This is a genomic window from Corynebacterium lowii (assembly GCF_001412085.1).
Taxonomy (GTDB): domain Bacteria; phylum Actinomycetota; class Actinomycetes; order Mycobacteriales; family Mycobacteriaceae; genus Corynebacterium; species Corynebacterium lowii.
Genome location: NZ_LKEV01000001.1, coordinates 17,081 through 39,175 on the forward strand (window position 1 = coordinate 17,081; position 22,095 = coordinate 39,175).

26 protein-coding genes are annotated in these 22,095 nt (G+C 62.0%); 8 read left to right on the plus strand and 18 right to left on the minus strand.

Annotated elements, in window-relative coordinates:
* Nucleotides 1–72: 72 nt before the first annotated feature.
* Nucleotides 73–432, minus strand: coding sequence for a DUF5318 family protein (locus tag Clow_RS00080; protein ID WP_055176167.1), 360 nt, complete (start codon nt 430–432; stop codon nt 73–75).
* Between the two features lie 74 nt (nt 433–506).
* Here Clow_RS00080 and Clow_RS00085 point away from each other — a divergent pair, with 74 nt between their 5' ends.
* The 4 genes from Clow_RS00085 to Clow_RS11935 are packed head-to-tail and all read left to right on the plus strand — an operon-like array spanning nt 507 to nt 3,089.
* Nucleotides 507–959 (plus strand): MarR family winged helix-turn-helix transcriptional regulator, encoded by a 453-nt coding sequence (locus tag Clow_RS00085; RefSeq protein ID WP_055174597.1) that lies wholly within the window; start codon nt 507–509, stop codon nt 957–959.
* Between the two features lie 40 nt (nt 960–999).
* On the plus strand, nt 1,000–1,947 hold the full coding sequence (locus Clow_RS00090; RefSeq protein WP_055174601.1) for a universal stress protein: 948 nt from the start codon (nt 1,000–1,002) through the stop codon (nt 1,945–1,947).
* A gap of 30 nt (nt 1,948–1,977) precedes the next feature.
* Entirely contained in the window at nt 1,978–2,610 is a 633-nt protein-coding gene (locus tag Clow_RS11930; RefSeq protein ID WP_055174604.1) for an SDR family oxidoreductase, read from the plus strand.
* Nucleotides 2,607–3,089 (plus strand): hypothetical protein, encoded by a 483-nt coding sequence (locus Clow_RS11935; RefSeq protein ID WP_055174607.1) that lies wholly within the window; start codon nt 2,607–2,609, stop codon nt 3,087–3,089. Before Clow_RS11930 ends, Clow_RS11935 begins: the two co-directional genes overlap by 4 nt.
* 12 nt (nt 3,090–3,101) lie before the next feature.
* Here the strand turns inward: Clow_RS11935 and Clow_RS00105 are convergent, their stop codons facing one another.
* From Clow_RS00105 to trhO, 4 genes are read right to left on the minus strand one after another with little or no spacing between them, the layout of a single operon-like run.
* Nucleotides 3,102–3,431, minus strand: coding sequence for an antibiotic biosynthesis monooxygenase family protein (locus Clow_RS00105; RefSeq protein WP_055176170.1), 330 nt, complete (start codon nt 3,429–3,431; stop codon nt 3,102–3,104).
* 26 nt (nt 3,432–3,457) lie between these two features.
* The gene (locus Clow_RS00110) at nt 3,458–3,802 is read right to left on the minus strand and encodes a hypothetical protein (RefSeq protein WP_055174610.1); all 345 of its coding nucleotides are present in this window, start codon (nt 3,800–3,802) and stop codon (nt 3,458–3,460) included.
* A gap of 21 nt (nt 3,803–3,823) precedes the next feature.
* Nucleotides 3,824–4,228, minus strand: a complete 405-nt coding sequence (locus Clow_RS00115; RefSeq protein WP_055174612.1) for a DoxX family protein — start codon at nt 4,226–4,228, stop codon at nt 3,824–3,826.
* Between the two features lie 22 nt (nt 4,229–4,250).
* The gene (gene trhO / locus Clow_RS00120) at nt 4,251–5,150 is read right to left on the minus strand and encodes an oxygen-dependent tRNA uridine(34) hydroxylase TrhO (RefSeq protein WP_055174615.1); all 900 of its coding nucleotides are present in this window, start codon (nt 5,148–5,150) and stop codon (nt 4,251–4,253) included.
* A gap of 120 nt (nt 5,151–5,270) precedes the next feature.
* Here trhO and Clow_RS00125 point away from each other — a divergent pair, with 120 nt between their 5' ends.
* Nucleotides 5,271–6,362, plus strand: coding sequence for an inositol-3-phosphate synthase (locus Clow_RS00125; RefSeq protein ID WP_055174618.1), 1,092 nt, complete (start codon nt 5,271–5,273; stop codon nt 6,360–6,362).
* A 3-nt stretch (nt 6,363–6,365) separates the two neighbouring features.
* Here the strand turns inward: Clow_RS00125 and Clow_RS11225 are convergent, their stop codons facing one another.
* The 7 genes from Clow_RS11225 to Clow_RS00150 all read right to left on the minus strand — a co-directional run bounded on the left by Clow_RS11225 (nt 6,366) and on the right by Clow_RS00150 (nt 13,940).
* A complete protein-coding gene (locus Clow_RS11225) occupies nt 6,366–7,160 on the minus strand; it encodes an Abi family protein (protein ID WP_082418416.1) in 795 nt (264 codons plus the stop codon).
* A gap of 92 nt (nt 7,161–7,252) precedes the next feature.
* Nucleotides 7,253–7,399 carry a hypothetical protein gene (locus Clow_RS11565; RefSeq protein ID WP_156334477.1) on the minus strand — a complete coding sequence of 49 codons (147 nt, stop codon included), beginning with the start codon at nt 7,397–7,399 and terminating at the stop codon, nt 7,253–7,255.
* Between the two features lie 15 nt (nt 7,400–7,414).
* Complete coding sequence (locus Clow_RS00130) at nt 7,415–8,362, minus strand: hypothetical protein (RefSeq protein ID WP_055174621.1); 948 nt, start codon at nt 8,360–8,362, stop codon at nt 7,415–7,417.
* Nucleotides 8,363–8,369: 7 nt separating this feature from the next.
* Nucleotides 8,370–9,653: an ABC transporter permease gene (locus Clow_RS00135; protein WP_055174624.1), complete on the minus strand. Its 1,284-nt coding sequence runs from the start codon at nt 9,651–9,653 to the stop codon at nt 8,370–8,372.
* Nucleotides 9,650–10,357, minus strand: a complete 708-nt coding sequence (locus Clow_RS00140; RefSeq protein ID WP_055174628.1) for an ABC transporter ATP-binding protein — start codon at nt 10,355–10,357, stop codon at nt 9,650–9,652. Before Clow_RS00140 ends, Clow_RS00135 begins: the two co-directional genes overlap by 4 nt.
* A gap of 55 nt (nt 10,358–10,412) precedes the next feature.
* A complete protein-coding gene (locus Clow_RS00145) occupies nt 10,413–12,257 on the minus strand; it encodes an efflux RND transporter periplasmic adaptor subunit (RefSeq protein WP_055174633.1) in 1,845 nt (614 codons plus the stop codon).
* A gap of 195 nt (nt 12,258–12,452) precedes the next feature.
* A complete protein-coding gene (locus Clow_RS00150) occupies nt 12,453–13,940 on the minus strand; it encodes a DUF1846 domain-containing protein (protein ID WP_055174636.1) in 1,488 nt (495 codons plus the stop codon).
* Between the two features lie 64 nt (nt 13,941–14,004).
* Here Clow_RS00150 and Clow_RS00155 point away from each other — a divergent pair, with 64 nt between their 5' ends.
* Nucleotides 14,005–14,820: an Fpg/Nei family DNA glycosylase gene (locus Clow_RS00155; protein ID WP_211256902.1), complete on the plus strand. Its 816-nt coding sequence runs from the start codon at nt 14,005–14,007 to the stop codon at nt 14,818–14,820.
* A gap of 48 nt (nt 14,821–14,868) precedes the next feature.
* Here Clow_RS00155 and Clow_RS11230 read toward each other — a convergent pair whose 3' ends face one another.
* From Clow_RS11230 to Clow_RS00165, 3 genes are all read right to left on the minus strand, one after another.
* Nucleotides 14,869–15,492 (minus strand): Abi family protein, encoded by a 624-nt coding sequence (locus Clow_RS11230; protein ID WP_156334479.1) that lies wholly within the window; start codon nt 15,490–15,492, stop codon nt 14,869–14,871.
* Between the two features lie 312 nt (nt 15,493–15,804).
* The gene (locus Clow_RS00160) at nt 15,805–16,515 is read right to left on the minus strand and encodes an ABC transporter ATP-binding protein (RefSeq protein WP_055174638.1); all 711 of its coding nucleotides are present in this window, start codon (nt 16,513–16,515) and stop codon (nt 15,805–15,807) included.
* A 9-nt stretch (nt 16,516–16,524) separates the two neighbouring features.
* Entirely contained in the window at nt 16,525–17,556 is a 1,032-nt protein-coding gene (locus tag Clow_RS00165) for an ABC transporter permease (RefSeq protein ID WP_055174642.1), read from the minus strand.
* A gap of 144 nt (nt 17,557–17,700) precedes the next feature.
* On the opposite strand from Clow_RS00165, the gene Clow_RS00170 reads away from it, so the two are divergent.
* A complete protein-coding gene (locus Clow_RS00170; RefSeq protein ID WP_156334481.1) occupies nt 17,701–18,966 on the plus strand; it encodes a sensor histidine kinase in 1,266 nt (421 codons plus the stop codon).
* The gene (locus Clow_RS00175) at nt 18,963–19,568 is read left to right on the plus strand and encodes a response regulator (protein WP_055174648.1); all 606 of its coding nucleotides are present in this window, start codon (nt 18,963–18,965) and stop codon (nt 19,566–19,568) included. Before Clow_RS00170 ends, Clow_RS00175 begins: the two co-directional genes overlap by 4 nt.
* A 42-nt stretch (nt 19,569–19,610) precedes the next feature.
* Here the strand turns inward: Clow_RS00175 and Clow_RS00180 are convergent, their stop codons facing one another.
* From Clow_RS00180 to Clow_RS00190, 3 genes are all read right to left on the minus strand, one after another.
* Nucleotides 19,611–20,327, minus strand: a complete 717-nt coding sequence (locus tag Clow_RS00180; RefSeq protein ID WP_245625677.1) for a response regulator — start codon at nt 20,325–20,327, stop codon at nt 19,611–19,613.
* Nucleotides 20,315–20,518 (minus strand): hypothetical protein, encoded by a 204-nt coding sequence (locus Clow_RS00185; RefSeq protein WP_055174652.1) that lies wholly within the window; start codon nt 20,516–20,518, stop codon nt 20,315–20,317. Before Clow_RS00185 ends, Clow_RS00180 begins: the two co-directional genes overlap by 13 nt.
* Before the next feature lie 94 nt (nt 20,519–20,612).
* Nucleotides 20,613–21,761 (minus strand): sensor histidine kinase, encoded by a 1,149-nt coding sequence (locus tag Clow_RS00190; protein WP_156334483.1) that lies wholly within the window; start codon nt 21,759–21,761, stop codon nt 20,613–20,615.
* Nucleotides 21,762–22,095: the final 334 nt, after the last annotated feature.

Here is a 22,095-nt window from a genome sequence, read left to right on the forward strand (position 1 = left end):
TCTTGACACCTGCGGTCCCCATCATTGAACGTGTATTTGACATGCAGATTACTTGTTCACCCCGGCCCAGGTCTAACCCCCAGCCGTAGCCGAGCTGAGAAGATGGTTCCACCGACACCGAGGGCACACCTCCACGGTGTGCACCGTCACCTCTCCGCGCTCGGCCACGAGAGCCTCGATTTCTTCTTCATTGCGGGCCGTGCCGGAGCGACGCCCCAGTTCCTCCCCGTGCACCCACCGCACCACGCGCAACTCATGCTCCCCGCAGACGGGGCAGGGGGCGTCGGCAAGCACTCCGTGGAAACGCGCGGCGGTGACGAGAAGGAAGTCAGCATCACATAGTTCTTCTCGTCGCACCTGCCCGGCGCGATAGCGCTGGAGAAGGGTGCGCCGCTGCCATTGATGGCTCACTTCATAGCGGTAATGGATCACCCGCACGAGCCTATATAAACCCACCAGGGCAGTGCTTTCTGCCTAAATACTTCCTTAGCGCTACAGTAGAGCATATGAATTCCCCCACCCCGGAAGCAGTGGCCCGAAAGGTGCGCCCTGCTCTCACCAAGCTTTATGTGATGTACTTCCGCGTCGCGGATCAATCGAACCTCACCGGACCTCAACTGTCCATCATGACCCGGATGCGGGAGAACGGTGAATCGCGCATCAGCCAGTTGGCTAAAGAAGAGGGAATCCGTATGCCCACCGCCTCCAATGCGCTGCATCAATTGGAGCAGCGCGGGATGGTGGAGCGCATCCGCGATACCCAAGATCGCCGTGGCGTGCGCGTGCGTCTGACGGATCTGGGGCTCGCGGAGTTGGAGCGAGTGGGTGAGGAGCGCACGCAGAGCCTCACCGGCATGTTGGAGAAGCTCTCCGACGAAGAGCTGCAACGCGCTGATGAATTTGTGGATGTCATTAACGTTCTAGCCAGCAAGTACGGTATTGACGAGACTTCCCAGTAACATCTCCTTCAAGCCCGCACAGGAAGGACGATGAATCATTATGGTGCAATCGGAGGCCGAGTACACCGGCCCCCAGCGAATCCTCGTCGCGTGGAACCCCGATTCTCCCCGCACCGAGGCCCTGGAGTTTGCCGCCTGGCTTTCTCACACCACCGATGTGTGTATCCGGGTGGTAACGCTTTTCTTGCGCCCCTGGCCCGCTACTTCTTTGCAAAAACTCGGCGGCAAGTACCGCAAGTGGTTTGATAAGCAGCAGCGAGCCTGCGAGGAGGCGGTCACCCGTGCCCTGCGCCACGCGCAGATTCCATCCCGCCACTGGGATCATCAACCTTCCGTGTTCCTTGACGGCCCCTCGCAGCATGCCCTGCTCACCGAGGCCGCCGAGGATTTCGACGCCCACCTGGTGATCCTGGGTTCCGGCGCGGCCGCACCCAAGGGGCGATTCCTGGCCAATTCCACCGCGGATGCCATGCTGCACTCATCCCCCAAGGCCCTCGGGCTGGCGCCGCGCGCCGTCAAGCTCTCCAAGCACGGGGTGCGGCGCGTGAACTTTGCCTACCTCGGCACCGAGCAGAAGGATCACGACCCGAGCTTGGACTACGCCGCGCGCATGGCCGCCGCGTGGAACACGCCGCTGCGCATACTCTCCTTCTCCCCCTCCGGCATTGCGGATGCCTCCCTGGAAGGCAACCTGAACCTGGGCAAGGAACTTGCCCACGATTGGCGCGAGCACTCGCTCGCCATGCTTGACCGCGCCCGCGATTGGATCGCCTCGCGCTATTCCCACTTAGAGCTGGAATCCGAGGTAGGCACCGGCCCCGGCTGGGCGGGAGCCGTGGACGCCCTGAAGTGGAAGAAGGGCGATCTGCTCTGCCTGGGTTCTAATCCGATGGGGGCCATCGAGCGCGTTTTTGTGGGCAGCGCCGCCACCGATCTCTTGCCTCACGTGCGCGTGCCCGTGATCGTGTACCCGGTCCCACGCACCTAAACCTCTACTTTCAAGGAAAAGGAGCCTTTCATGCCCCACGCCCTCATCACCGGAGCCAGCAGGGGAGTGGGCCGTCGCGTGGCGGAACTGCTCAGTGCCCAAGGCTGGACGCTGAGCGCCCAGTACCACAGCGCGCCCGATCACAGCCTGGAAGCCCAGTGGTGGCAGGCGGACTTCACCCAACCCCTTCCCGCCGATCTCCCGCTGCCCGAGCAGATCGACGCCCTCATCCACTGCGCCGGGGTATGCCCCATCGGTAGCACCGCCGATCTCCCCCGCGCGGCCTGGGAGGAATCCCTGGCCGTGAACCTCCACGCCCCGGTGGAACTCACCGCCCGCCTGCTGCCCGCTTTGCGACGCTCCCGCGGGCACATGATCTACGTTAACTCCGGCGCGGGGCTGCACTCCAAGCCCCAGTGGTCCGCTTATTCCGCCGCCAAGCACGGGGCGCGGGCCTGGTGCGATGCGCTGCGCGCCGAGGAGCCGGATATTCGGGTGACCAGCGTGTACCCCGGCCGGATTGCCACCGATATGCAGCGCGCCATCGTGGCGGAACTGGGGGAGGAGTGGAAGCCGGAGTCCTATCTGACCGCCGAGGAGGTGGCCCAGGCCATCGTGGGTGTGCTGGGTACCTCCACCACGGATATTCAGGTGCGGCCGTGACCTTCCCGGAACACCCCGAAAACGATCTGCATAGCGATGCCGATTACACCAATAAGCTCCCACCCAGCCCGCGATCAGCGGAGGACCTAGCCGAGGGCGTCGATCCCGCCGTGCAGCACGAGCGCAACCGGGCTTCCACCCGGCAGGCCCTGTGGTGGCTGGCGGGCACGCTGGTGTTATCCGCCGTGGCCTCGCTTGCTTTGGCGGGGCTCCTGCGCGCAATGGGTGGACCCTACTGCGAGGCGGGGGAGGCCACCTGGCTGTGCAGCCGCAGCGCCGAGCTGTGGTGGGGGATTGGTTCTTGCCTCGTGCCCGTGGCGGGGCTGCTTGGCTGCATGATTATCATGGTGCGCAAGCTGCGGAGTTACACCCGCTGGCGCGCCTGGATGGGGGTGTTCTGGGTACTCGTGCCCCACGCGATGATCTGGATGACCACCACGCTGCCCTACGCCATCCTGGGCGCCGAGAAAATGGGCTGAAACTTTTAGCGGCTAGCCCTCGGTGCGGGAATCGAGCACCACCTCGAACTCCAACAGTTCCGCCTTGGTGGCGGCGGGGCGGCGCTGCTCTCCCTCTTTGCTTTCCCCTCCGTGGCCGTGGGCGGCCGCCGCGCGGTTATCGCGCCAATCGGCGTAGGATTCCTCGTCCTTCCACCAGGTGACCACGTAGTAGCGGTCCTCCCCGGCGGTGGGGCGCAGCAATTGGAAGCCCTCGAAACCAGGGGAGGAATCCACCGCGTGCTTCCGAGCGGCAAAGCGCTCCTCCAGGGTTGCGGCGGCTTCCGGGGGAACGGTCAGGGCGTTGATCTTCACGATGCTCATGGTGCCCAGCATAGACCTCGGGTGGGTCAGCGGGAGCGCTCTTTAGTTGGCTCCATGCTATCCAACCACGTGCCCAGCACCAGCGCGGAAAACATCGTGATGTGCCAACTCCACGCACCAAGATCAGTGGCCGCTTCTGGCTCCCGCACGAGAGCATGCAGCCATAACATGACTAGGTAACTGCCGTAGAGCAGGCAGATATACGGCCAGCGGGAAAGGTGCCGAGCCCAGTAGGCTATGACAGGCACAACAAAGCCCGCTGCGGAAACAATCCAGGCAGCGGGCGAGGTGTCCTGGCCGAGCGTGGCATATGCCACCCACAGGCTCAGAACTGCGGTGAGGGGGATGCCTACTTTGACCCTGGTATCCATGTGCCCCACCGTAGTGGAGCGCTAGGCATTCTTCTTAGCAATCACCCTATCCAGGGCCAGGGCACCGGGGCCGATAAAGACCAGCAGGAAGAAGGCCCAGCAGAGCAGGGCGCTAGCCACACCGCCGTTATCCAGGGGCGTAAGGCCCTCGGGTTGGTGCATCCAGAAGTAGGCCACGGCCATGCTGCCAGAGGAGATGAAGGCCGCGGCGCGGGTGAACAGGCCCAGCATGACCAGCAGGCCACCCACGATCTGAATGGCGGCGGACCACCAATCGGGGTAGACGAAGAGCGCCGGGGCCTCGAACTGGCCGGGGGCGGGCCAGTTGAAGAAGCGGGCGGTGCCGTACATGAAGAAAATGAGGCCGATGACAATGCGATAAAGCGAGATCACCCAGGGGGCGGATCGGTCAAGAAATTGAGTCACGCAGCCAGCATAGCTGTACCAATTAAGCTAGGCAGACCTTAGTTTCACAATCGGCGCAGTATCGCAGATGCGGCTGTGCCCAGCAATCCTCACAGATGAGCACCTGTTTGCGGCAGGTCTCCTCGTTGGCGCAATTGTGGAAGTCCGTGGTGTGCTCCTGGCAGTGCACGCAGCGCCCGAGCTTGGCGGGGTCAATGCCGAAGTCCATGTGCATGCGGCGGTCAAAAACGTAAAGGGAGCCCTCCCACAATCCGTTATTGCCGTATTCCTCGCCGTAACGCACAATGCCGCCGTCAATTTGATAGACCTCTTTGAAGCCGCGATTGCGCATGAGGGCGGAAAGCACCTCGCAGCGGATACCTCCGGTGCAGTAGGTAACCACGGGGCGGTCTTTAAGATCGTCGTATTTGCCGGATTCCAATTCCGCGATGAAATCGTGCGTGGTGGTCACATCGGGCACCACGGCGTTTTTGAACTTGCCGATCTGCGCCTCCATCGCGTTGCGTCCATCGAAGAACACCACCTCATCGCCCCGGCTTTCCACCAGCTCATTGACTTGACGGGGCTTGAGGTGTACCCCGCCGCCAATCACGCCGCCTTCATCCACCTGCAATTCCTCCGGGGCGCCAAAGGCCACAATCTCCTGGCGGGCCTTCACCGAAAGGCGCGGGAAATCCTCGGCGCTGCCCTCGGACCACTTGAACTCCGTGCCCTTAAAGCCGGGGTAATCGCGCATCTTTTTGATATAGCGCTTGCAGGCATCAATATCGCCGCCCACGGTGCCATTAATCCCGTGGCGGGATACCAAAATGCGCCCCCGCAGCCCCAGCGATTCGCAGAGATCGCGCTGCCATAATTTGATGGCCTCGGGGTCAGCGATGGGCGTGAACTTGTAATACAGGAGGATTTTGCCTACGGACACGGCCCTTATCCTACCCCACCCCCAATCGGGGGTTTAGCCCGGTGACCTTGAACGATACACCTGGCGTCGATAAGCAAAACAAGCCAAACTGCGTGCGGCGCGGCGCTAACATCGCCTGCCATGACGAATAAGAAAATCCGCGTGGCCATTGCCGGAGTGGGCAACTGCGCCACCTCACTGATTCAGGGCGTGGAATACTACCGCGATACCCCCGCCAGCGAGCGCGTGCCCGGCCTCATGCACGTGCAATTTGGGGATTATCACGTGGGCGATATTGAGTTTGTGGCCGCCTTTGACGTGGACGCCGCCAAGGTGGGCAGCGACCTTTCCGATGCCACGCGCGCCTCGCGTAACTGCACCATCACCATCACGGAGGTGCCGCACCTGGGTGTGACCGTGCAGCGCGGCCCTACCCTCGACGGCCTGGGCACTCACTACCAGGAGGCCATCGAGGAATCTGCCGCCGAGCCGGTGGACGTGGCCGCCGTGCTGCGTGAAACCCAGGCTGACGTGCTCGTTTCCTACCTCCCGGTGGGTTCCGAGGAGGCCGATAAGGCCTATGCCCAGGCGGCCATCGACGCCGGGTGCGCCTTCGTCAACGCCCTGCCCGTGTTCATCGCCTCCGACCCCGAGTGGGCCGAGAAGTTCCGCGCCGCCGGGGTGCCCATCGTGGGCGACGACATCAAATCGCAGGTGGGGGCCACCATTACCCACCGCGTGCTCGCCCGGCTCTTCGAGGAGCGCGGTGTCCGCCTGGATCGCACCATGCAGCTCAACGTGGGCGGCAACATGGATTTCAAGAATATGCTCGACCGCGAGCGCCTGGAATCCAAGAAAATCTCCAAGACCCAGGCCGTGACGTCCAACCTCAGCGACGGCCCCCTGGCCGGGGCCACCAGCGACCGCAACGTGCACATCGGCCCCTCCGACTACGTGGAATGGCTCGACGACCGCAAGTGGGCCTACGTTCGCCTGGAGGGCACCGCCTTTGGTGGGGTGCCGCTGAACCTCGAATACAAACTAGAGGTGTGGGATTCCCCCAACTCCGCGGGCATCATCATCGACGCCATCCGCGCCGCCAAGATCGCCCTCGACCGCGGGCTCGGCGGGCCGCTCATGCCGGCCTCCTCTTACCTCATGAAGTCGCCCCCCGAGCAGCTTCCCGACGACCTCGGGCGCGCGAGGTTGGAGGCATTTATTGCGGGGGAGTAGGGGCTATTCATTCCGCCCACGAGGATCTTTTTCTAGAACGCTAGGAACAACAGATGATTGTTCTATATACCTGAATAAATCTCGATCAATCATCGCCGCCAAGCGCAAGCAGTAATAATATCCTCGCCTTGCTGATATTCGGCTTTCATCATTATTCTCCCCCGGGATGGGATAGCCATTAATCAATGACTCATGATGCGCTATCCTATTCCGTAATAGATGCACATTGCGAACCTGCCGGTGCACCCATGCCCTATCGAAAGGTTGCCTATCACACGTTCCCGCAATTTTTTGCCCACCAGGAAACGCTTTGATAAGTAACTCAGTACTCCATATCTGGTCATGGTCCACTTTATCGCATGGTGGTTCACAACCAGTCCCACCTCCCGCATCAAGCATGGAAACCCAAGTTCCGAACATACAACTAGCGATAAGTCGCCCTCGAATCACTCCATTAGCAGGGTCATAACTATGATACGCTTTCGGCAACCTCTTCCATGCTTCCGCTATTTGATTAAAAGTTCTAGAATCAAATAAAGTTACTGCACTCCGATGCCAAGACTGGCCATAAGTACTAACCAACACCGAATCAATCGTATTGCGTAGAGCAACTTCCAATAAAGAAATATCTCTAAAGAAAGCCGCCGACAACTCTCTATCCCACATATAGAGGGCAACCGCCTTGCGCTCATCATAGAACATCTCTTCCAAATACGGCTTTAAGCGCTGTATTGAAATATGTCGTACCCCAAGAGCGCCGACCCTGCTACCTGACCATAGATTTGACAGTTCCCCCATATCGTCTATGATAGTAAATGTACTCCCCCTCGCACATGGTCACCTGTTTTAGCAGTTTCGCCGCGAGGGGGTTCGCTTATCTCCGGTCCACGCTACCCTGCGCAGGCATAGAGTTCCCGCAGATCATCGCCCAATCCGGGCGCGGCACTCTGCCCCTCTAGCAGCCGCAGAACCTCCTCGCGCACCCGGTCCGTGACCTCCCGCGCGGGTTCCTCGGCGCAGTGCGTGGGGGAGGCCACCGCGGCGGCGAAGGACTACGCGCTCACCCTCTCTCCCGGAGCCAACTCCTCCATCGAGAGAGCCCAGGCGATCACCTCGGGGCCGGAGGTCACCGGGAAGGTAGCGCCGGCGTCGTGAAAGCCGGGCCGGGTGGCGGGGTAATTCTCCGCCACCGTCACGGGCAGGCCCTCCGCCATGCCTGCGGCCTGGGTGGCTTCCCGCCACTGCACCGTCCAATAATCCAGCGAATCGCTCAGGCGCGCATGTTGCGCGCTCACGCAGGTGCGCGGCCCCGCGGCGTCGCTCACGCACTGGGTATCCCCGCTGGCCACCACGTGATATTCCGTCAGGGATAGTTGCGGGGAAAGGGCAAGCAGCGCCAACATGATCGCGCTTATCGACGCCCCGGCGCGCCCCCTGCCCACGAGAGCAAGGGCGAGGCCCAGAGCCACCAGGGCGGTAATGAATTGTGCAAGCAGCACGCCAGGGGAGGGCTCGTAGCCGAGGAGGCTACCGTTGCTGGAACCGAGGAGCACCAGGCCACGGCCGTCGAGAGCAAGGTAGAGCACCCCCGCCACCGCGATGGGTCCCAGGAATGCCGACTGTGCGGAGAGGACGAAGCCCAGCGCGAGCACGGCGCCGATACTGAGCAGCGAAACCCCGAGGTGTGCCCAGGCCCATCCCGCCAGCGGGCTCGACCACTGCGGCCACGAGGCACTGCTGAGGCCGAGCGCCGCCACAGCCGGAAGCGCCAGCCCTACCCACACCGCAAGCAGGTAGCGCCGCGAACGCGGAGCCTTAACGACGTCCACCGCCATCGCCACGGAGGCCAGCACGGCGGCGGGCAGGAGGCTGCCCTCTATTCTTTCTGCCGTCCATAGGTATTCCCCGCTCCACCGATGGTCCCCAAGGGCTACGAATACGACTAAGAAAAGCACAGAGGCCACCGGGGAAACCCAGGTGGCCCATGTTTTGATACCCATGCGATTCCTACTCGTAGCGCAGGGCCTCGATGGGGTTGAGCTTGGCGGCCTTGTTTGCCGGGTAGAAGCCGAAGAACATGCCGATACCCATAGAGAAGAACAGGGCGATGAGCACACCGCTGATCGGCGGGAATACCACCGAGCCCACGAAGGAGGCGATGAACATACCCAGGGCGCCGCCAAGCAGCACGCCGATGATGCCGCCCAGGAGGCACACGATCATGGCCTCCACGATGAATTGCAGGCGGATGTCGCGGCGTCGGGCGCCCAGGGCCTTGCGCACGCCGATCTCGCGGGTGCGCTCGGTGACGGTGACCAACATAATGTTCATCACGCCGATGCCACCCACCAGCAGGGAGATACCGCCGATAGCGGAGACCGCCAGGGACATGGAGTTGATAACGGAATTGACGTCGTCCACCTGGTTCTGGAAGTCGCTCACCACCACCATCGAGTTCTCATTGGAGGCGTAGATTCCGTCAAAAAAGTTCTGAACCTCGGAGATCGTCTGCTCGCGCTCCGCGTCGGTGGAAAGGCGCACACTGACCTGCCCCAGGAGGGAAGGATAAGAGCTGACGTCCTTCATCGCGGGGTAGGGGATGTACACGCTCGGCGTATTGAAGCCGCCGAAGAGTCCGCCCTGGCTGCCGCCCTTGTACACGCCCACCACGGTGAAGAGGGTTTCCTCATCATCAACCATGAGGGAGACCTCGGAACCCAAAGCGGCGCTGGTATCACCCTGGAAGAGATCGGTGACGGCCTCCGGGCTAATCACCACCACTTTGCGGGAATTATCCAGGTCATCCCTGGTGATACCGCGGCCATACTCCACATCCACGCTGTTCATGCGCAGATAGTCCTCGTTGATTCCGCTGATCTGCACGGAGAGCTGCCCGGCGTCGTTCACCACGTTGCCGGAGGTGGTGGTGCCATCACCGATGGATACACCGTCGATCCTGTCCCCGAAGCGATCGCGCAGGCGATCCAGCATGTCAAGGGTGAGCTCGTCCTCTTCCTCGGATACGGAGCTGCCGTAGAAGTACATCTCCCCGGAGGCACCGTAGTTAGCCAGATCCTCCTCATCGGGGCGATCCTGCACGGCCACCTGGAGGTCGCTGGCACCCAGGCGAGCCAGGCCCTCGGTGGCCTCGCTCTTCATGGCCGCGCCAATGGTCTGAATGGTAATCACCGAGGCAATACCGATGATGATGCCCAAGAGGGTGAGCAGCGAGCGCATTTTGTTATTGCGCATGCTGCCCAGGGCCAGGCGGATTGCTTCTAGTGTGCTCACAGGTAACCCCCTGAGTTAATCTCCACGCGGCCATCCACGAGGGTGATGATGCGATCCGTTTCCTGCGCCAGTTCCGGGTTGTGCGTAATAAAGACGATGGAGCGGCCCATTTCCTCGTGCAGGCTGTGGAAAATATCCATCACCATGCGGCCGGTGCCGCTATCGAGGGCACCGGTGGGCTCATCGGCAAGCAGAATCTCGGGGTCATTAGCCAGGGCGCGGGCGATGGCCACGCGCTGCTTTTGACCACCGGAGAGCTCGGAGGGCTGGTGATCCATGCGATCTTCCATGCCCACCAGGCCCAGCAAATCCTTGGCTCGCTGGGTGCGCACCCGCGGCGGAATACCCGCGTACATCATGGGCATCTCCACGTTGCGCAGGGCGCTAATGCGGCTCACGAGGTTGAAGTTCTGGAACACAAAGCCGATGGTTTGGGCGCGGGTCTGCGCCAGGGCGTTGTCATCGGATTGGAGCACATTCACGCCGTCGAGCAGATAGGTGCCCGCCGTAGGGCGATCAAGCAGCCCAATAATGTTCATCAGCGTGGACTTACCGGAACCAGACGATCCCACCACGGAGAGGAACTCACCGCGGCGCACCGCGAGGTCAATGCCGTGGAGCACCGTGAGTTCATTCGGGGAACCCTGGTTGAAGGTTTTAACGATTGAGCGTAACTCGATCAGACTGCGCTGCTGTTCTTCCATAAGGCTGCTTCCTGCCCTCAGCTTTCTTCCCTTTTCAGAGAGGATCGAGCCTCCGCTAGGAGGACGCCCCCGTGGACACGGTAGCCTTCTTACCCTTGAGATCCAGGTGCATGGACGGTTGCAGGATCACGCGATCGGAGCTCTTGAGGTCCGAGCTCTCCACGGCCACGGAGTAACCATCGGTCTCCCCGGTGGCTACCTCGCGCTCCGTCACGCGGGAATCGCGGGTGACCACCAGCACCACCTGGCTGCCGCTGTCATTGGTGTACACGGCCTCGGCGGGCACGGACATGGTGTCCTGAGCAATCTCCTGGAGGATCTTCGCACGGGCGGAGGCACCCATGCGCAGGCCCTCGGTGTCACCGGTCACGGTGATCTCCACCGGGAAGGTCACCTTGGAATTGCCGGAACCGGAGGCAGAGCTGCTAGCAGAAGAGGCCTTCTGATCCTGTGCAGAGGCGTTACCACCAGCCACCGGGGAGATGGAGGTGACCTCGCCGGTGAACTCCTTATCGCCCGTCACCGGAGTGGTGAAGGTAACCTCGGAGCCTTCTTCCACCTTGTCAATGTCCGTCTCTTTCACCGCGCCGCGCAGCTTGAAGGTGGAATCATTGGCCACCTTGAGCAGCACGCCTTCGGCGGTCTCGCCTTCCTTGGCCCGTACCTCGGTGACCACGCCATCCAGGTTGGACTTCACGGAGGCCTTATCAATCTCCTCCTGAATCTTGTCCACGGCCTTCTCGGCTTCCTTATCGGCGTCCTCCGCGCTCTTGCGGGTATCGCGTACCACCTTGGCCTGCGCGTCCACGTCCTGCTGGGTCACGCCAGTATCCACCACGTTGGCCTCGGCCAGGGCCTGTTGCAGGGCCTCCGGCTCGATGTCCGGGTTGGAGCGGGCCTGGGAAAGGGTGTACTCGGTGCCGTTGTAAATGATCGTGGCGTTGCCCTGGGCGGCCAGATCCTTCAGGCGCTCGTATTCCTTCTCGGCGGCGGCCACGGCCTCATCGCCCTGCTTACGCACGTCATCGGCGTTACGCTCGGCCTCGGCCAGTTGCTCGTCAAGATCGGCGGTATCAATGACCACCAGCACCTGATCGCGCTCCACGCGGTCACCCACGGCCACGTCCACGCTCTTGATGGTCGCACCACCCGTGCCCTCAACGGTGGACTGATCCTCCGGCTCGATGGTGCCGGATACCGCGATGCGGTTCACGATGCCCTCGGTGGACACCGGCTGCACATCGGCGCTCGTGAGCTCGGAATTGCCGGAGGCATCATCGCCGCCGAATACCGAGCGGCAGCCCACAAAGACCAAGAGCAGAAGAAGCAGCAAGCCCAGCAGCGCCAGGATGGTGCGGCGGCGCTTCTTCTTGCGTTCCTCCTCCTCTACGGCGTCCTCCTCAGAGTCCTCCGTAGCCTCAGTCTCTTCCGGCTCTCCGGTCTCCTCGGCCCCTTCCGTGGTGGCCTCGGGGTACTCGGGCTCCTCCGGGTCCTCAATATTCTCGGAATCCTGCGGCTCGCCCGAATCCTCTTCGTCCTCTTTGCGGCCAAAGGTGAACCGGCCCGCGCCAAAGCCCGCAGCGGCGCCGGCACCGGCTCCCAGGCCTGCGGCTCCGCCGAAACCAGTGCCAAAGCCCGCATTATCAATATCGGAGGCGTCAATTCCCGAGGAGCCCGCCGTGGTGCTTCCCGCCGCGATCTCCGTCTGCGAACTCTGCGGCTCCGCTACCTCGGGGGAGTCCTGAACGTCGTTCTCCCCGTGATCCTCCACGGAGTGATCCTCAAGGTTATTCGCGGCCTCCATGCGCATGTTGTTCTCATCGGCGCTGCGGGAGGGCATGGGAACCTCGTTATAGAGGGAACCTTCTATGAGCTTTGGCGGGTCATTCTCGGTATTCACGCGCGTGTTCCCCGGCCCCTCGCCTTATCTTTTGCGGCGGTGCCGCACAGCAGGGGCCGGGTTCTCCTTTCACCAGGTTAAGAGGTGCTCCACAGTTTTATTGTTACTGAGGTTATCGCATAATCCGCGATTATGGTGGAGAAACACCCCCGCTCTCCCCACCTGCTTCATCTCCCCCTCATCTGTACTGCGCAATCAGCGCTTGCGGTATAAGGTCTTACGCTGATACTTAGGCTCCGACGTCACCAAAACCCCCAGGTTACGGAAGATTCCCTCGTCCACCGAGCCCAAAATGGTGGTGGTGTGACAATCGCAACCCCGGAGATTCTTTAATTCCGCCAAGGCCCGGCTCGCCTCCGCAGAACGGGAGGCGGAAACGGAAAGGGCAATAAGTACCTCGTCGGTGTGCAGGCGCGGATTACGGGAACCCAAGTGCTGGGTTTTCAGGGTTTGAATCGGCTCAATGGAGTCCGGTGCCAGGAGGTTCACAGACTTCTCAATGCCCGCCAAATGCTTCAGCGCATTGAGCAGCATGGCCGAGGAACAGCCCAGCAGTTCGGAGGTCTTGCCGGTGATGATCGTGCCGTCGGCAAGCTCCATCGCGGAGGCCGGGCCTCCCGTGGCCGCCTCCACGTCCAGGGCCGGGGCCACCACGGCGCGGTCGGCGGTGCTCACCCCGGCCTTGCTCATCACCATCGCCACGCGCTCGGAGAGCAGCGCGTCGCGCTCCTCGCGGCGCTCGTCCACCAGGGCCTTGTAGTAGCGGCGGATGATCTCTTGGTTGGCGGCCTCGCGGCAGGCGGCGTCGTCGCTCATGGCATAACCTGCCATGTTCACCCCCATGTCGGTGGGGGATTGGTAGGGCGAGGCCCCAGCGATCACCTCAAGCATGGACTTGAGCAGGGGGAATACCTCGACGTCGCGGTTATAGCTGGTCACCTGCTTGCCGTAGGCGGAGAGGTGGAAGGGGTCAATGACGTTGATGTCATCCAAGTCCACCGTGGCGGCCTCATAGGCCAGGTTCACGGGGTGTTCCAGGGGGAGGTTCCAGATGGGGAAGGTCTCAAACTTGGCGTATCCGGCCTGGATACCTCGCTTGTACTCGTGATACACCTGGCTCAGGCAGGTGGCCAGCTTGCCGGAGCCCGGCCCCGGCGCGGTAACCACCACGAGATCGCGGGTGGTCTCCACGTAATCGTTGCGCCCAAAACCCTCCTCGCTGATGATGCGGGCGGTATCGGTGGGGTAGCCGGGGATGGTGCGGTGCCGGGCCACGCGCAGACCCAGCTTTTCCATGCGCGCGATGAAGTCCTGGGCCAGGGCGTTATCCTCTTCCAGCTGCGTCATCACCACGTTATTGACCATGAAGCCGCGCTCGCGGAACACGTCTACCAGGCGCAGCGCGTCCTCCTCGTAGGGGATACCGAGGTCGGCGCGCACCTTCTGGCGCTGCAAATCCTTGGCGTTCACGCACACCACGATCTCCACTTCCTCGCGGATGTGCTCCAACATGGCGATTTTGTTATCCGGGGTGAAGCCGGGCAGCACCCGGGAGGCGTGGAGGTCGTCGAAAAGCTTTCCCCCCATCTCTAGGTAGAGCTTGCCGCCGATCTCCGCGCGGCGCGCGCTGATGTGTTCGGATTGCAGCTGAATATACTTTTCCCGGTCAAAGCCCTGGCGCATTGTTCCCCTTCCGATGGTGCTCACTCAACCGCCCAAGCATACCGCCCGCCCTATAATGTGCCCCATGCCGGAAGGTCACGTTATTCACGGGCTCGCCCACCGCCTGAACGCGGAGTTCCGCGGCAAAGAGGTGGAGGTTACCTCCCCGCAGGGGCGCTTCGCACGCGAGGCAGCGCTTATTGACGCCCACCCGCTCGACCAGGCCGAGGCCTGGGGCAAGCACCTCTTTATTACTTTCGACGCCCCGGCCCCCGAGCACATCGTGTACATCCACCTGGGGCTGATCGGGAAGCTCAACGTCCACCCCCATGCCGCCCCGGTGGGACAGGTGCGGCTGCGTATCACCGATGGCACCACCGCCGCCGACCTCCACGGCCCCCAGTGGTGCCGGCTCATCACCGAGGAGGAACGAGCCATCGCTATCGGAAAGCAGGGGGCCGACCCGCTGCGTGCCGACGCCGACCCGGCCCCGATCCTGGACAAGGTACTGCGCTCGCGCAAGTCCATCGGCTCGCTGCTCATGGATCAGCACCTCTTTGCCGGGGTGGGAAATATCTACCGCGCGGAAACGCTCTTCCGCTTAGGGATCTCCCCCTTTACGCCCGGCCGCGAACTCGACCGCGAGGAGACACAGGCCATCTGGGAGGATCTGGTGGACCTCATGGCCGTGGGCGTGGAACGCGGGCGCATTGATACGGTGCGCGATGAGCACACCCCCGAGGTCATGGGCCGCCCGCCGCGCAAGGACGACCACGGCGGGGAGGTGTACGTGTACCGCCGCGAGGGGCAACCCTGCTACGTGTGCGGCACGCCTATTCGCCTACAAGTAATGGAGGGGCGCAATCTCTTTTGGTGCCCTGGGTGCCAGGGGGAGGGGTAGGATCCAGGCAAAATAACCCCCTACGCTTGCAACAATTTTTATTGCAGATTACGGTCTTTTATCTCGCAAAGAAGAAACTCTGGAGTTAGCCATAATCCACCACGCCGCAGCCGGATCAATCCAGGAAGCCAACTGCTCTATAGCATTTTTCAATTCATCAAGTTGGCCATTTTCTAATTGAAGATCTTGCTTAACAATCGGCTCATGGTGAGCACAGCGATTGCGCAGCCGATAAACTTTATCAATCTCGCACTTAAAATCATCCTGAGAAGGAACGTATACCTCTATTTTACCTGCACCAGCAGAGGGAATCCTTGTTCCAACCAAAACTTTCTGGACCAGGGGCCAGACTGTCGTAGCGTAGGTTCTAGTAAAAAGGTAAGCCCAGAAATCAAAGCTAAGTTCAGCTATAACACGTCCCGGAGGAGATGTTCGACTTCCACGGATTCTCGCTCTTCTTTCCGCTTTTCTAATAGACTTTTTAGCTCCATCATCAAATGGGATTTCCGGGTGAATATACCATCTCTCTCCATATCTTTGAGACACAGCAACATCAACACAATTTCGCAGCAGCACCTCAACATGTTGAATGTCCTCCAAAAAGGCTTTGGTGATCCGCGTATTCCAAAGATAGAGGGCTTCAGGGTTTGAGTGGAAAGCGTAAGTACTCATCCGAGCAGTTGAAAACCATCCATCAAGGTCCCCCGCCGAAACGACGTTGTTGGAAGATCTACACACATGTGTTACACTATCACGCGAAGGCCCCGGAGCGATCCCTGCGTTTTAGACGTACATCGCCGGGGTTACTGATTTTCCAGGTCACGGCGTTTGGCAGCCCTGTTACCATACAGCACCTTGACCAGCACAGAACTTACGTACTAATCTCATCCACAGAGAGCGTCGGTGTAGGCCGGCGCACCATATTTCACAATCCCCGGGCTCCGTTTCATTAGGAGCCTGGGGATTGTTGTTTTCGCCGTCCCCCTAAGACCCCGCCCCCACAAGCTCCCGCGCACGCCCATCGCTGAACTCCACGGCGGCGTCGGCAGCCTTCAACTGGGAGCGATCGTGGGTGACCATCACCGTGGCCACCTGGCGTTCGTCGGTGATCTGGCGCAGCAGGGCCACGATCTCTTCCGAGAGCCGGCGATCCAGGGCGGAGGTGGGTTCGTCGGCCAGGATCACGGCGGGGTCGCCCATGAGCGCGCGGGCGATGTTCACGCGCTGGCGCTGCCCGCCGGAAAGTTCCTGGATACGGCGGTGCCCCAGCCCGCCCAGGCCCACCTCGTCGAGGATTCCCTCGGCGCGCCGCGCCCGTCGCTTAGCTTCACCGCGCTTCTTTCCCCAGCTCAGGGTGCCGCGCAGGTGGTCGCCCATGAGCAGTTGCTCGCGCACCGTGAGGGCGGGCAGGAGGTTGGGGCTTTGGAAGATCATGCCGATGCGCTCGCGGCGCACCTGGGAGCGCTCGGCCTCGCTGGCCTTGTGCAGCGCCTGGCCGTCCACGATCACCTCGCCCGAGGTGGGCACGATGAGCCCGGCCAGCACGGAGAGCAGCGTAGACTTGCCCGAACCGGATTCACCCACCACGGCGGTGAGGCTGCCCGCGGGCACGCTCAGCGATACCTCGTCGAGCGCGGTGACCGTGCCGGTGCCATCGGGAAAGACGCAGCTTACGCGGTTGAGAACGATAGTCATTGGTTCCTCCTAGTTACTCAGAGCCAGTTGCGGATCAATAGCGGATACCTTGCGCGTGGCCAGCCATGCCCCCAGCAGCCCCAGGGCCAGTACCCCCACGGTGGGCAGCGCCACGGTGCTCACGCTGAGTTCAAAGGGCACCGCCCGGCGCGCGAACCAGCCGAGGAGCGCCGCCACCGCCGCGCCCGTCACCGCTCCCGCGCTGAGGATCAGTGCGGCTTGCCCCAGGCTGTCGCGCAGCACATAGCTTTTCGACGCCCCCAGCGCCCGCAGCACGGCAATATCCCTGGTGCGCTGAATCGTCCACACGCTTAAGAAAGCCACGATCACCAGCGCGGAGATGCCGTAGAGCAGCCCCTGAATGGAGAGCAGGGAGCCGCGTTCGGACTGATAGGCCCCCAGGCCGCCGAAGGATTCCTTCACGCTCGCTGCCACCGAGCCGGTATCTGCGGCGGTGTTTTCCCACGCATCCTGTTTCTTGCCATTCAGCATGAGCACCGTGGGGGAGGGGGAGTGGGCCATCTGCTTCCAGGTGTCCATGTTCGCCCAGGCCACGGGGAGGTGGCTGTAATACTCCTCGGGTGCCTCACCGACCACCGGGACATTCACCCCGCCCATCGTGACGTGCGTGCCCGTGGGGACGTCGAAAGTTTCCGGTAGCACCACCCCCTCGCTCGGAATGGCCCCGCCACCGGGGATTTCGTGGCCTTCGGGCAGGCCGAAGAGCGCCACGGCGGCGGTCTGCTCGCCCATCTGCGCGCTGGTCTGGGCCACACCCAGCGGGGTTACCTCGTCCACGCCGGGGGTGTCGCGCCAGGCGGCGAGCGTGCCCTCGGGGATCTGGGATTCCACGAAGTCCACCTCCGGGTGGAATACGTAACTCGTGGGATTGAGCGCCTCTAGCGCCGAGGTATTTTGCTTGCCCAAGCCCGCGGTGAGCCCGGTGAGCATCACCAGGAGGATAACGATGAGGGCCACCACGGCCCCCAGCAGGCTAAATCGGCCTCGCGCGCGGCGAATATCCCTGAGTGCAAGAAACATGGGTGCCTTCCTTTCTTCTGTGTTTTCTCTCTGCCCTGTATCCTGCTGCTTTCACCCCTTGCCCCACATCGACTTGCCGCCAGATTCTGCTATCAGCCGATCGGCCGATGCCGCGCCCACCTCCGGGGTTCTAGGCTGGCCTGCGTGTCTGTTCCTCCTCATGATTCCCCCGCCCTGAGCCGCGTTTTAGAGGCCATGCGGGTGGGCCTCCACGTGCTCTTTGCCTTCCTGCTGCTCTTTGGCACCGTGAGCACGGTCAGCGGGATGGGCGCGGGGAGCGTGGCGGGGGTCGTCGCCACGCTTGCGCTCTCCTGCGCGCTCGCCGCCACCTACCTGGCGGGCACGGTGTGGGAAAATCGCTTTGCCCAGCGGCGCACCAGCCGCAATCCCGCGCCCTATCGCACCGCCTGGCTCGGCCTGATCTTGGCCCAGTGGCTTGGGTTATTGCTGCTCAGCGCGCACTTCGTGTGGCTGCTCTTTCCTCTGGTGTTCCTCATTTTGCACGCGGCTTCCAGCGATCTCGTGGGGCTGGGCACGGTGCTCATCGCCTGGGGGTTGAGCGTGGGGGTCCCGATGCTCGGCTGGCCGCTGCTCACCGGCACACTGGGGTGGGGGATAGGCGGAATCATCGGGCCTTTCGTGGGAGTGGCCTTTGCCATCGCCTGCTACTTCACCTACCGCGCTCTGCACCGGGAGGCCGAGCGGCACCGTCGATTAGCCCAACGGCTCAGCGCCACCCAGGAACAACTGCTCCTAGCGGAAAATCAGGCGGGCCGCCTGGCGGAACGCGAACACCTCGCCAGGGAGATTCACGACACTCTGGCCCAGGGTTTTAACTCCATCGTGCTCTTTTCCCGCGCCTGCGAAAAGAACCTCCGCTCTGTTTCTGCTGATTCTGCTTTCACTGGCGACGCCGCGCGGGCCCTCGACACCGCCCGCGAGCAGATCGGCATTATCCACAGCGTAGCCACGGAAAACCTCGCGGAAGCCCGCCTCCTCGTCTCCCGTGGCGCCCCCTCTCACCAGGATCTTTCCGCCGCGCTCATCGAGTTAGGCCAACGCACCACCCAGCGCCACGGCCTCCCCGTGGAGGTCATCGCCCCCGAGCAGGCTACGCGGGAACTGCCCGACGAGATCGCCTCCGCCCTCTTGCGCGTGGCCCAGGAGGCGCTGACCAACGTGGTGCGCCACGCGCACGCCTCCCGCGCCCGCATCACCGTGGCAGCCTGGGAGCGGGAACTGACCTTGGATATTTTCGACGACGGCACCGGCTTTGATCCCCACGCCACCCACGGCTTTGGATTACCCGGTATCCGCTCCCGCCTGCGCGAACTCGGCGGCCACCTCACCATTGATTCCTCTCCGCGCGGCACCGTGGTGGCGGCGCGGGTACCGTGGGAGCAATCATGATACGGGTCATGCTTATCGACGATCACCCAGTGGTACGCGCCGGATTGCGCGCCATTCTGGATAGCTTTGAGGACGTCACCGTGGTGGCCGAGGGGGCCACCGGACCACTGCCCGAAGAGGTGCCCCCGGCGGTAGACGTGGTGGTAATGGACATTCAAATGCCCGGTACCAACGGCATTGAATCCACCCGGCAACTGCGCGCGGCGCAGGGGCCGCCCGTGCTGATCCTGACTACTTACGACGCACAGGCCGATATTGTGGCCGCGCTTTCCGCCGGAGCCCTGGGCTACCTGCTCAAGGATGCCCCGGAGGAGGAACTACACCGGGCCGTAGTGGCCACCTCCCAGGGAAAACGGACCCTTTCCCCCGAAGTGGCCGCAGCATTGGCCGAGCGGTTGGGGCACCCCGAGGAATCGCTTTCCGCCAGGGAAACGGAGATTCTACGCGCCCTGGCGACGGGGGCCAGCAACCAACAACTGGCCGATTCCCTCTTCATCTCCCTGGGCACGGTGAAAACGCACCTGCTGCACATCTACCAAAAGCTGGGCGTGGATAACCGCACGGCAGCCATCGCCCAGGCCAGGCAGCGGCGGCTTATCTAGGGTGCTTTGGCCGCTTGCTCCCTTTCGCTCTTACCCCGCGTTTTAGCGGGTGGGGTGCTGGCCTGGGTGCTGGCCCCAGTGGGTACGCATGGCCGCCACCACCAGCCTCAGCCGGGAGTTCACCCCAAAGTGGTTAATGAGCTGGGAGACGTGCTTTTTCACCGTGGACTCCGCATAGGACGTCCTCGCGGCGATCTCCGCATTCGAGAGTCCATCACACAGCAGAGAAAGAACGCGCTGCTCACCGGGGGAAAGAACGATCTCCGCCTTGTGTTCCTGCTCCTGCCGATGCGCCAATTCCCGCGCCGGAATGTAATCCACCAGGCGGGAGAGACACTGCGGGGAGACCGAGGTGCCACCATTCATCGCATCGCGCACCGAGGAAATGATCTCCTGCGGGCGGGCAGACTTGATGATGTACCCTGCCGCGCCCCCGGTGAGGGTTTGCAGCATGGTTTCATCGGTATCAAAACCCGTCATGGCCACAAAAACCGGCGGCTGCGGCAGCTTGCGAATCTCCTGGAGGAGGGCGATACCATCCATCTCCGGCATGTGAATATCCGTGAGCACCAAGTCCACGGCGTAATCATCCAGGGCCTTGAGGGCTGCTATCCCGTTGGCCGCCTCCGCCACCACGTGAATATCAGCGGTGGTATTGAAGTAGGTCCTTAGCGAGGAAAGCACCAGCGGATCATCGTCTACCAGGAGCAGGGGGATGTTTTTGGTGCGCTCTGCCATCGGAAAACTCACGAGCACCAGGGGAGGGTCGGGTTCTTGCGGCAGCTAAAAATCGACGCCGCGGAATCCTTCGTAGCCTGCTCCACCAGGACGTCGGATCCGCTGTACGAGGAACCTTCCGGGGCGGCCTGCACCGCAGGGGCCGCCACCAAGAGGCCCGCAGTAGCAGCGATGGCGCAAGCCATGCTGCGCAAACGACGGGAACGGTTCATGGGACTGCACCAGCCTTTCTAGGCGTGAAATGTTATTTGGTCAGGGCCATATTATAGGGCGCGTTTCCCCGCAAAAGGGAGGGGAGGTCACGTTTCAGAGACCAAGGTCACGTGTTCCCAGAGATGAGAACTCAATAGTAAGGGTCCACACCTCGCCATCGCTATGGCTTAGTAACCTTCCGCCCATGCTCGCTACGGAGCGACGCATCATTCTTATACCCAGGCCGGAGGAAAGTACGGAGGAAGAAAACCGCCCCCGGCGTTCTTTCTCCCCGGCGATCTCATTAATGAGGTCAATGCGTAGGTTATTGCCGCTGCCGCTCACCAATAAGCGCACCTCGGAGCCGGGGGTGGCGTATTTAATCGCGTTGGTGGCCCCCTCCATGAGCACCTTGTGCACGATCTCCAGGGTGGGGTTGGTGATCTGAAGGTCCTCGCTCTCATCGAGCACCGATACCCGCAACCGGTGATCCCGCATTTTGGCGCTGACCTCCTTCACCGTCTCCACCAGGGTAGGGGCGGAGGGTTTTTCCTGCTTATCCTGCGGAGCATTGAGCAGGCTGAGCAAAGAACGCACCTGCGCCATCGTGATGCGGGCGTCCTCGGCAATGGAAGAAAGTTCCCCGTGCAGGCGGCCCTCTGCTGGTTCCTGCATCGCCAGCACCTCGGAGCGCATCACGATCGAGGTCAGTGAGGCGGCCACGGAATCGTGCAAGGTGCTCGCCAATTCCTCGCGGCTTCTGCGATATTCAGCGCGCCATTGTTCCGCCAATTCGATCTTCTGGCGCACCTTGCGCCCCAAAATCCACCCGGCAAACGCCGTGACGATCATAAAACTTTCCCAAATAACGATGGCGGAAAAGTCGGCCTCAATGGTCTTTGAATTGCGATCAATAAGGCCTAGAAACCCGACCGCCACGCCCACGGGAATGAGAAGCCACCAACGCCCGTGGTATCCCACAATCGCCATGAGAATGGCGCACAGAAATACATTGGGCGGCAAGAAAAGGTGCGGCAAGTACACGGTGCAAGCAAAGGACACTAAAAAGCCGATGCTGCCCCCCACGGGATAGCGCACCGCGAGGGCAACGCTGGCGGTGAGAATGACCGCCCATAGCGCGCTTTCAGCGGTGACCTCCCAGGGATTGCTGATCCGCAGGGCAAAAATCATCCAGCACAGCGCACATACCGCCACCCATCCATCGCGGGGCATGCGGTGCATCCACTGAGTTATCTTCTCCATCACCACGCCACTTTCGTGCTTTCTCCCCCTGGTTGCGGGTTACGAGGGAGCGTTATTCAGCCTCAAGGGTACCGTGAGCATAAAAAGACTCCGGCCGCTGTGCCGTTTCCACGCACCTCGACCGGAGCCTTCTTACACTGCACGACCCTGTTGGACGCACTCACTGTGGTTTCCCGTTCGATCAAGTTCCGAGAACCTCTCCGGCGGCTCCCGTTTTGATCTAAGCACAGGGTAACCTTACAACCTCGCGGCAATCAACCCTTTGATGGAAAATATTTTCCTCATTTTCTAAAGAAGCAGGTCAGGGGACCCTCCTTCCCGTAGTGGTCACCCT

What these genes read in the sequence shown, in the direction of transcription:
- Clow_RS00085 (WP_055174597.1), top strand. Translation starts at nt 507, where the DNA reads ATGAATTCCCCCACCCCGGAAGCAGTGGCCCGAAAGGTGCGCCCTGCT.
- Clow_RS00090 (WP_055174601.1), top strand. Translation starts at nt 1,000, where the DNA reads ATGGTGCAATCGGAGGCCGAGTACACCGGCCCCCAGCGAATCCTCGTC.
- Clow_RS11930 (WP_055174604.1), top strand. Translation starts at nt 1,978, where the DNA reads ATGCCCCACGCCCTCATCACCGGAGCCAGCAGGGGAGTGGGCCGTCGC.
- Clow_RS00105 (WP_055176170.1), bottom strand. Translation starts at nt 3,431, where the DNA reads ATGAGCATCGTGAAGATCAACGCCCTGACCGTTCCCCCGGAAGCCGCC.
- Clow_RS00110 (WP_055174610.1), bottom strand. Translation starts at nt 3,802, where the DNA reads ATGGATACCAGGGTCAAAGTAGGCATCCCCCTCACCGCAGTTCTGAGC.
- Clow_RS00125 (WP_055174618.1), top strand. Translation starts at nt 5,271, where the DNA reads ATGACGAATAAGAAAATCCGCGTGGCCATTGCCGGAGTGGGCAACTGC.
- Clow_RS11225 (WP_082418416.1), bottom strand. Translation starts at nt 7,160, where the DNA reads ATGGGGGAACTGTCAAATCTATGGTCAGGTAGCAGGGTCGGCGCTCTT.
- Clow_RS00130 (WP_055174621.1), bottom strand. Translation starts at nt 8,362, where the DNA reads ATGGGTATCAAAACATGGGCCACCTGGGTTTCCCCGGTGGCCTCTGTG.
- Clow_RS00140 (WP_055174628.1), bottom strand. Translation starts at nt 10,357, where the DNA reads ATGGAAGAACAGCAGCGCAGTCTGATCGAGTTACGCTCAATCGTTAAA.
- Clow_RS00150 (WP_055174636.1), bottom strand. Translation starts at nt 13,940, where the DNA reads ATGCGCCAGGGCTTTGACCGGGAAAAGTATATTCAGCTGCAATCCGAA.
- Clow_RS00155 (WP_211256902.1), top strand. Translation starts at nt 14,005, where the DNA reads ATGCCGGAAGGTCACGTTATTCACGGGCTCGCCCACCGCCTGAACGCG.
- Clow_RS11230 (WP_156334479.1), bottom strand. Translation starts at nt 15,492, where the DNA reads ATGAGTACTTACGCTTTCCACTCAAACCCTGAAGCCCTCTATCTTTGG.
- Clow_RS00160 (WP_055174638.1), bottom strand. Translation starts at nt 16,515, where the DNA reads ATGACTATCGTTCTCAACCGCGTAAGCTGCGTCTTTCCCGATGGCACC.
- Clow_RS00165 (WP_055174642.1), bottom strand. Translation starts at nt 17,556, where the DNA reads ATGTTTCTTGCACTCAGGGATATTCGCCGCGCGCGAGGCCGATTTAGC.
- Clow_RS00175 (WP_055174648.1), top strand. Translation starts at nt 18,963, where the DNA reads ATGATACGGGTCATGCTTATCGACGATCACCCAGTGGTACGCGCCGGA.
- Clow_RS00185 (WP_055174652.1), bottom strand. Translation starts at nt 20,518, where the DNA reads ATGAACCGTTCCCGTCGTTTGCGCAGCATGGCTTGCGCCATCGCTGCT.
- Clow_RS00190 (WP_156334483.1), bottom strand. Translation starts at nt 21,761, where the DNA reads ATGGAGAAGATAACTCAGTGGATGCACCGCATGCCCCGCGATGGATGG.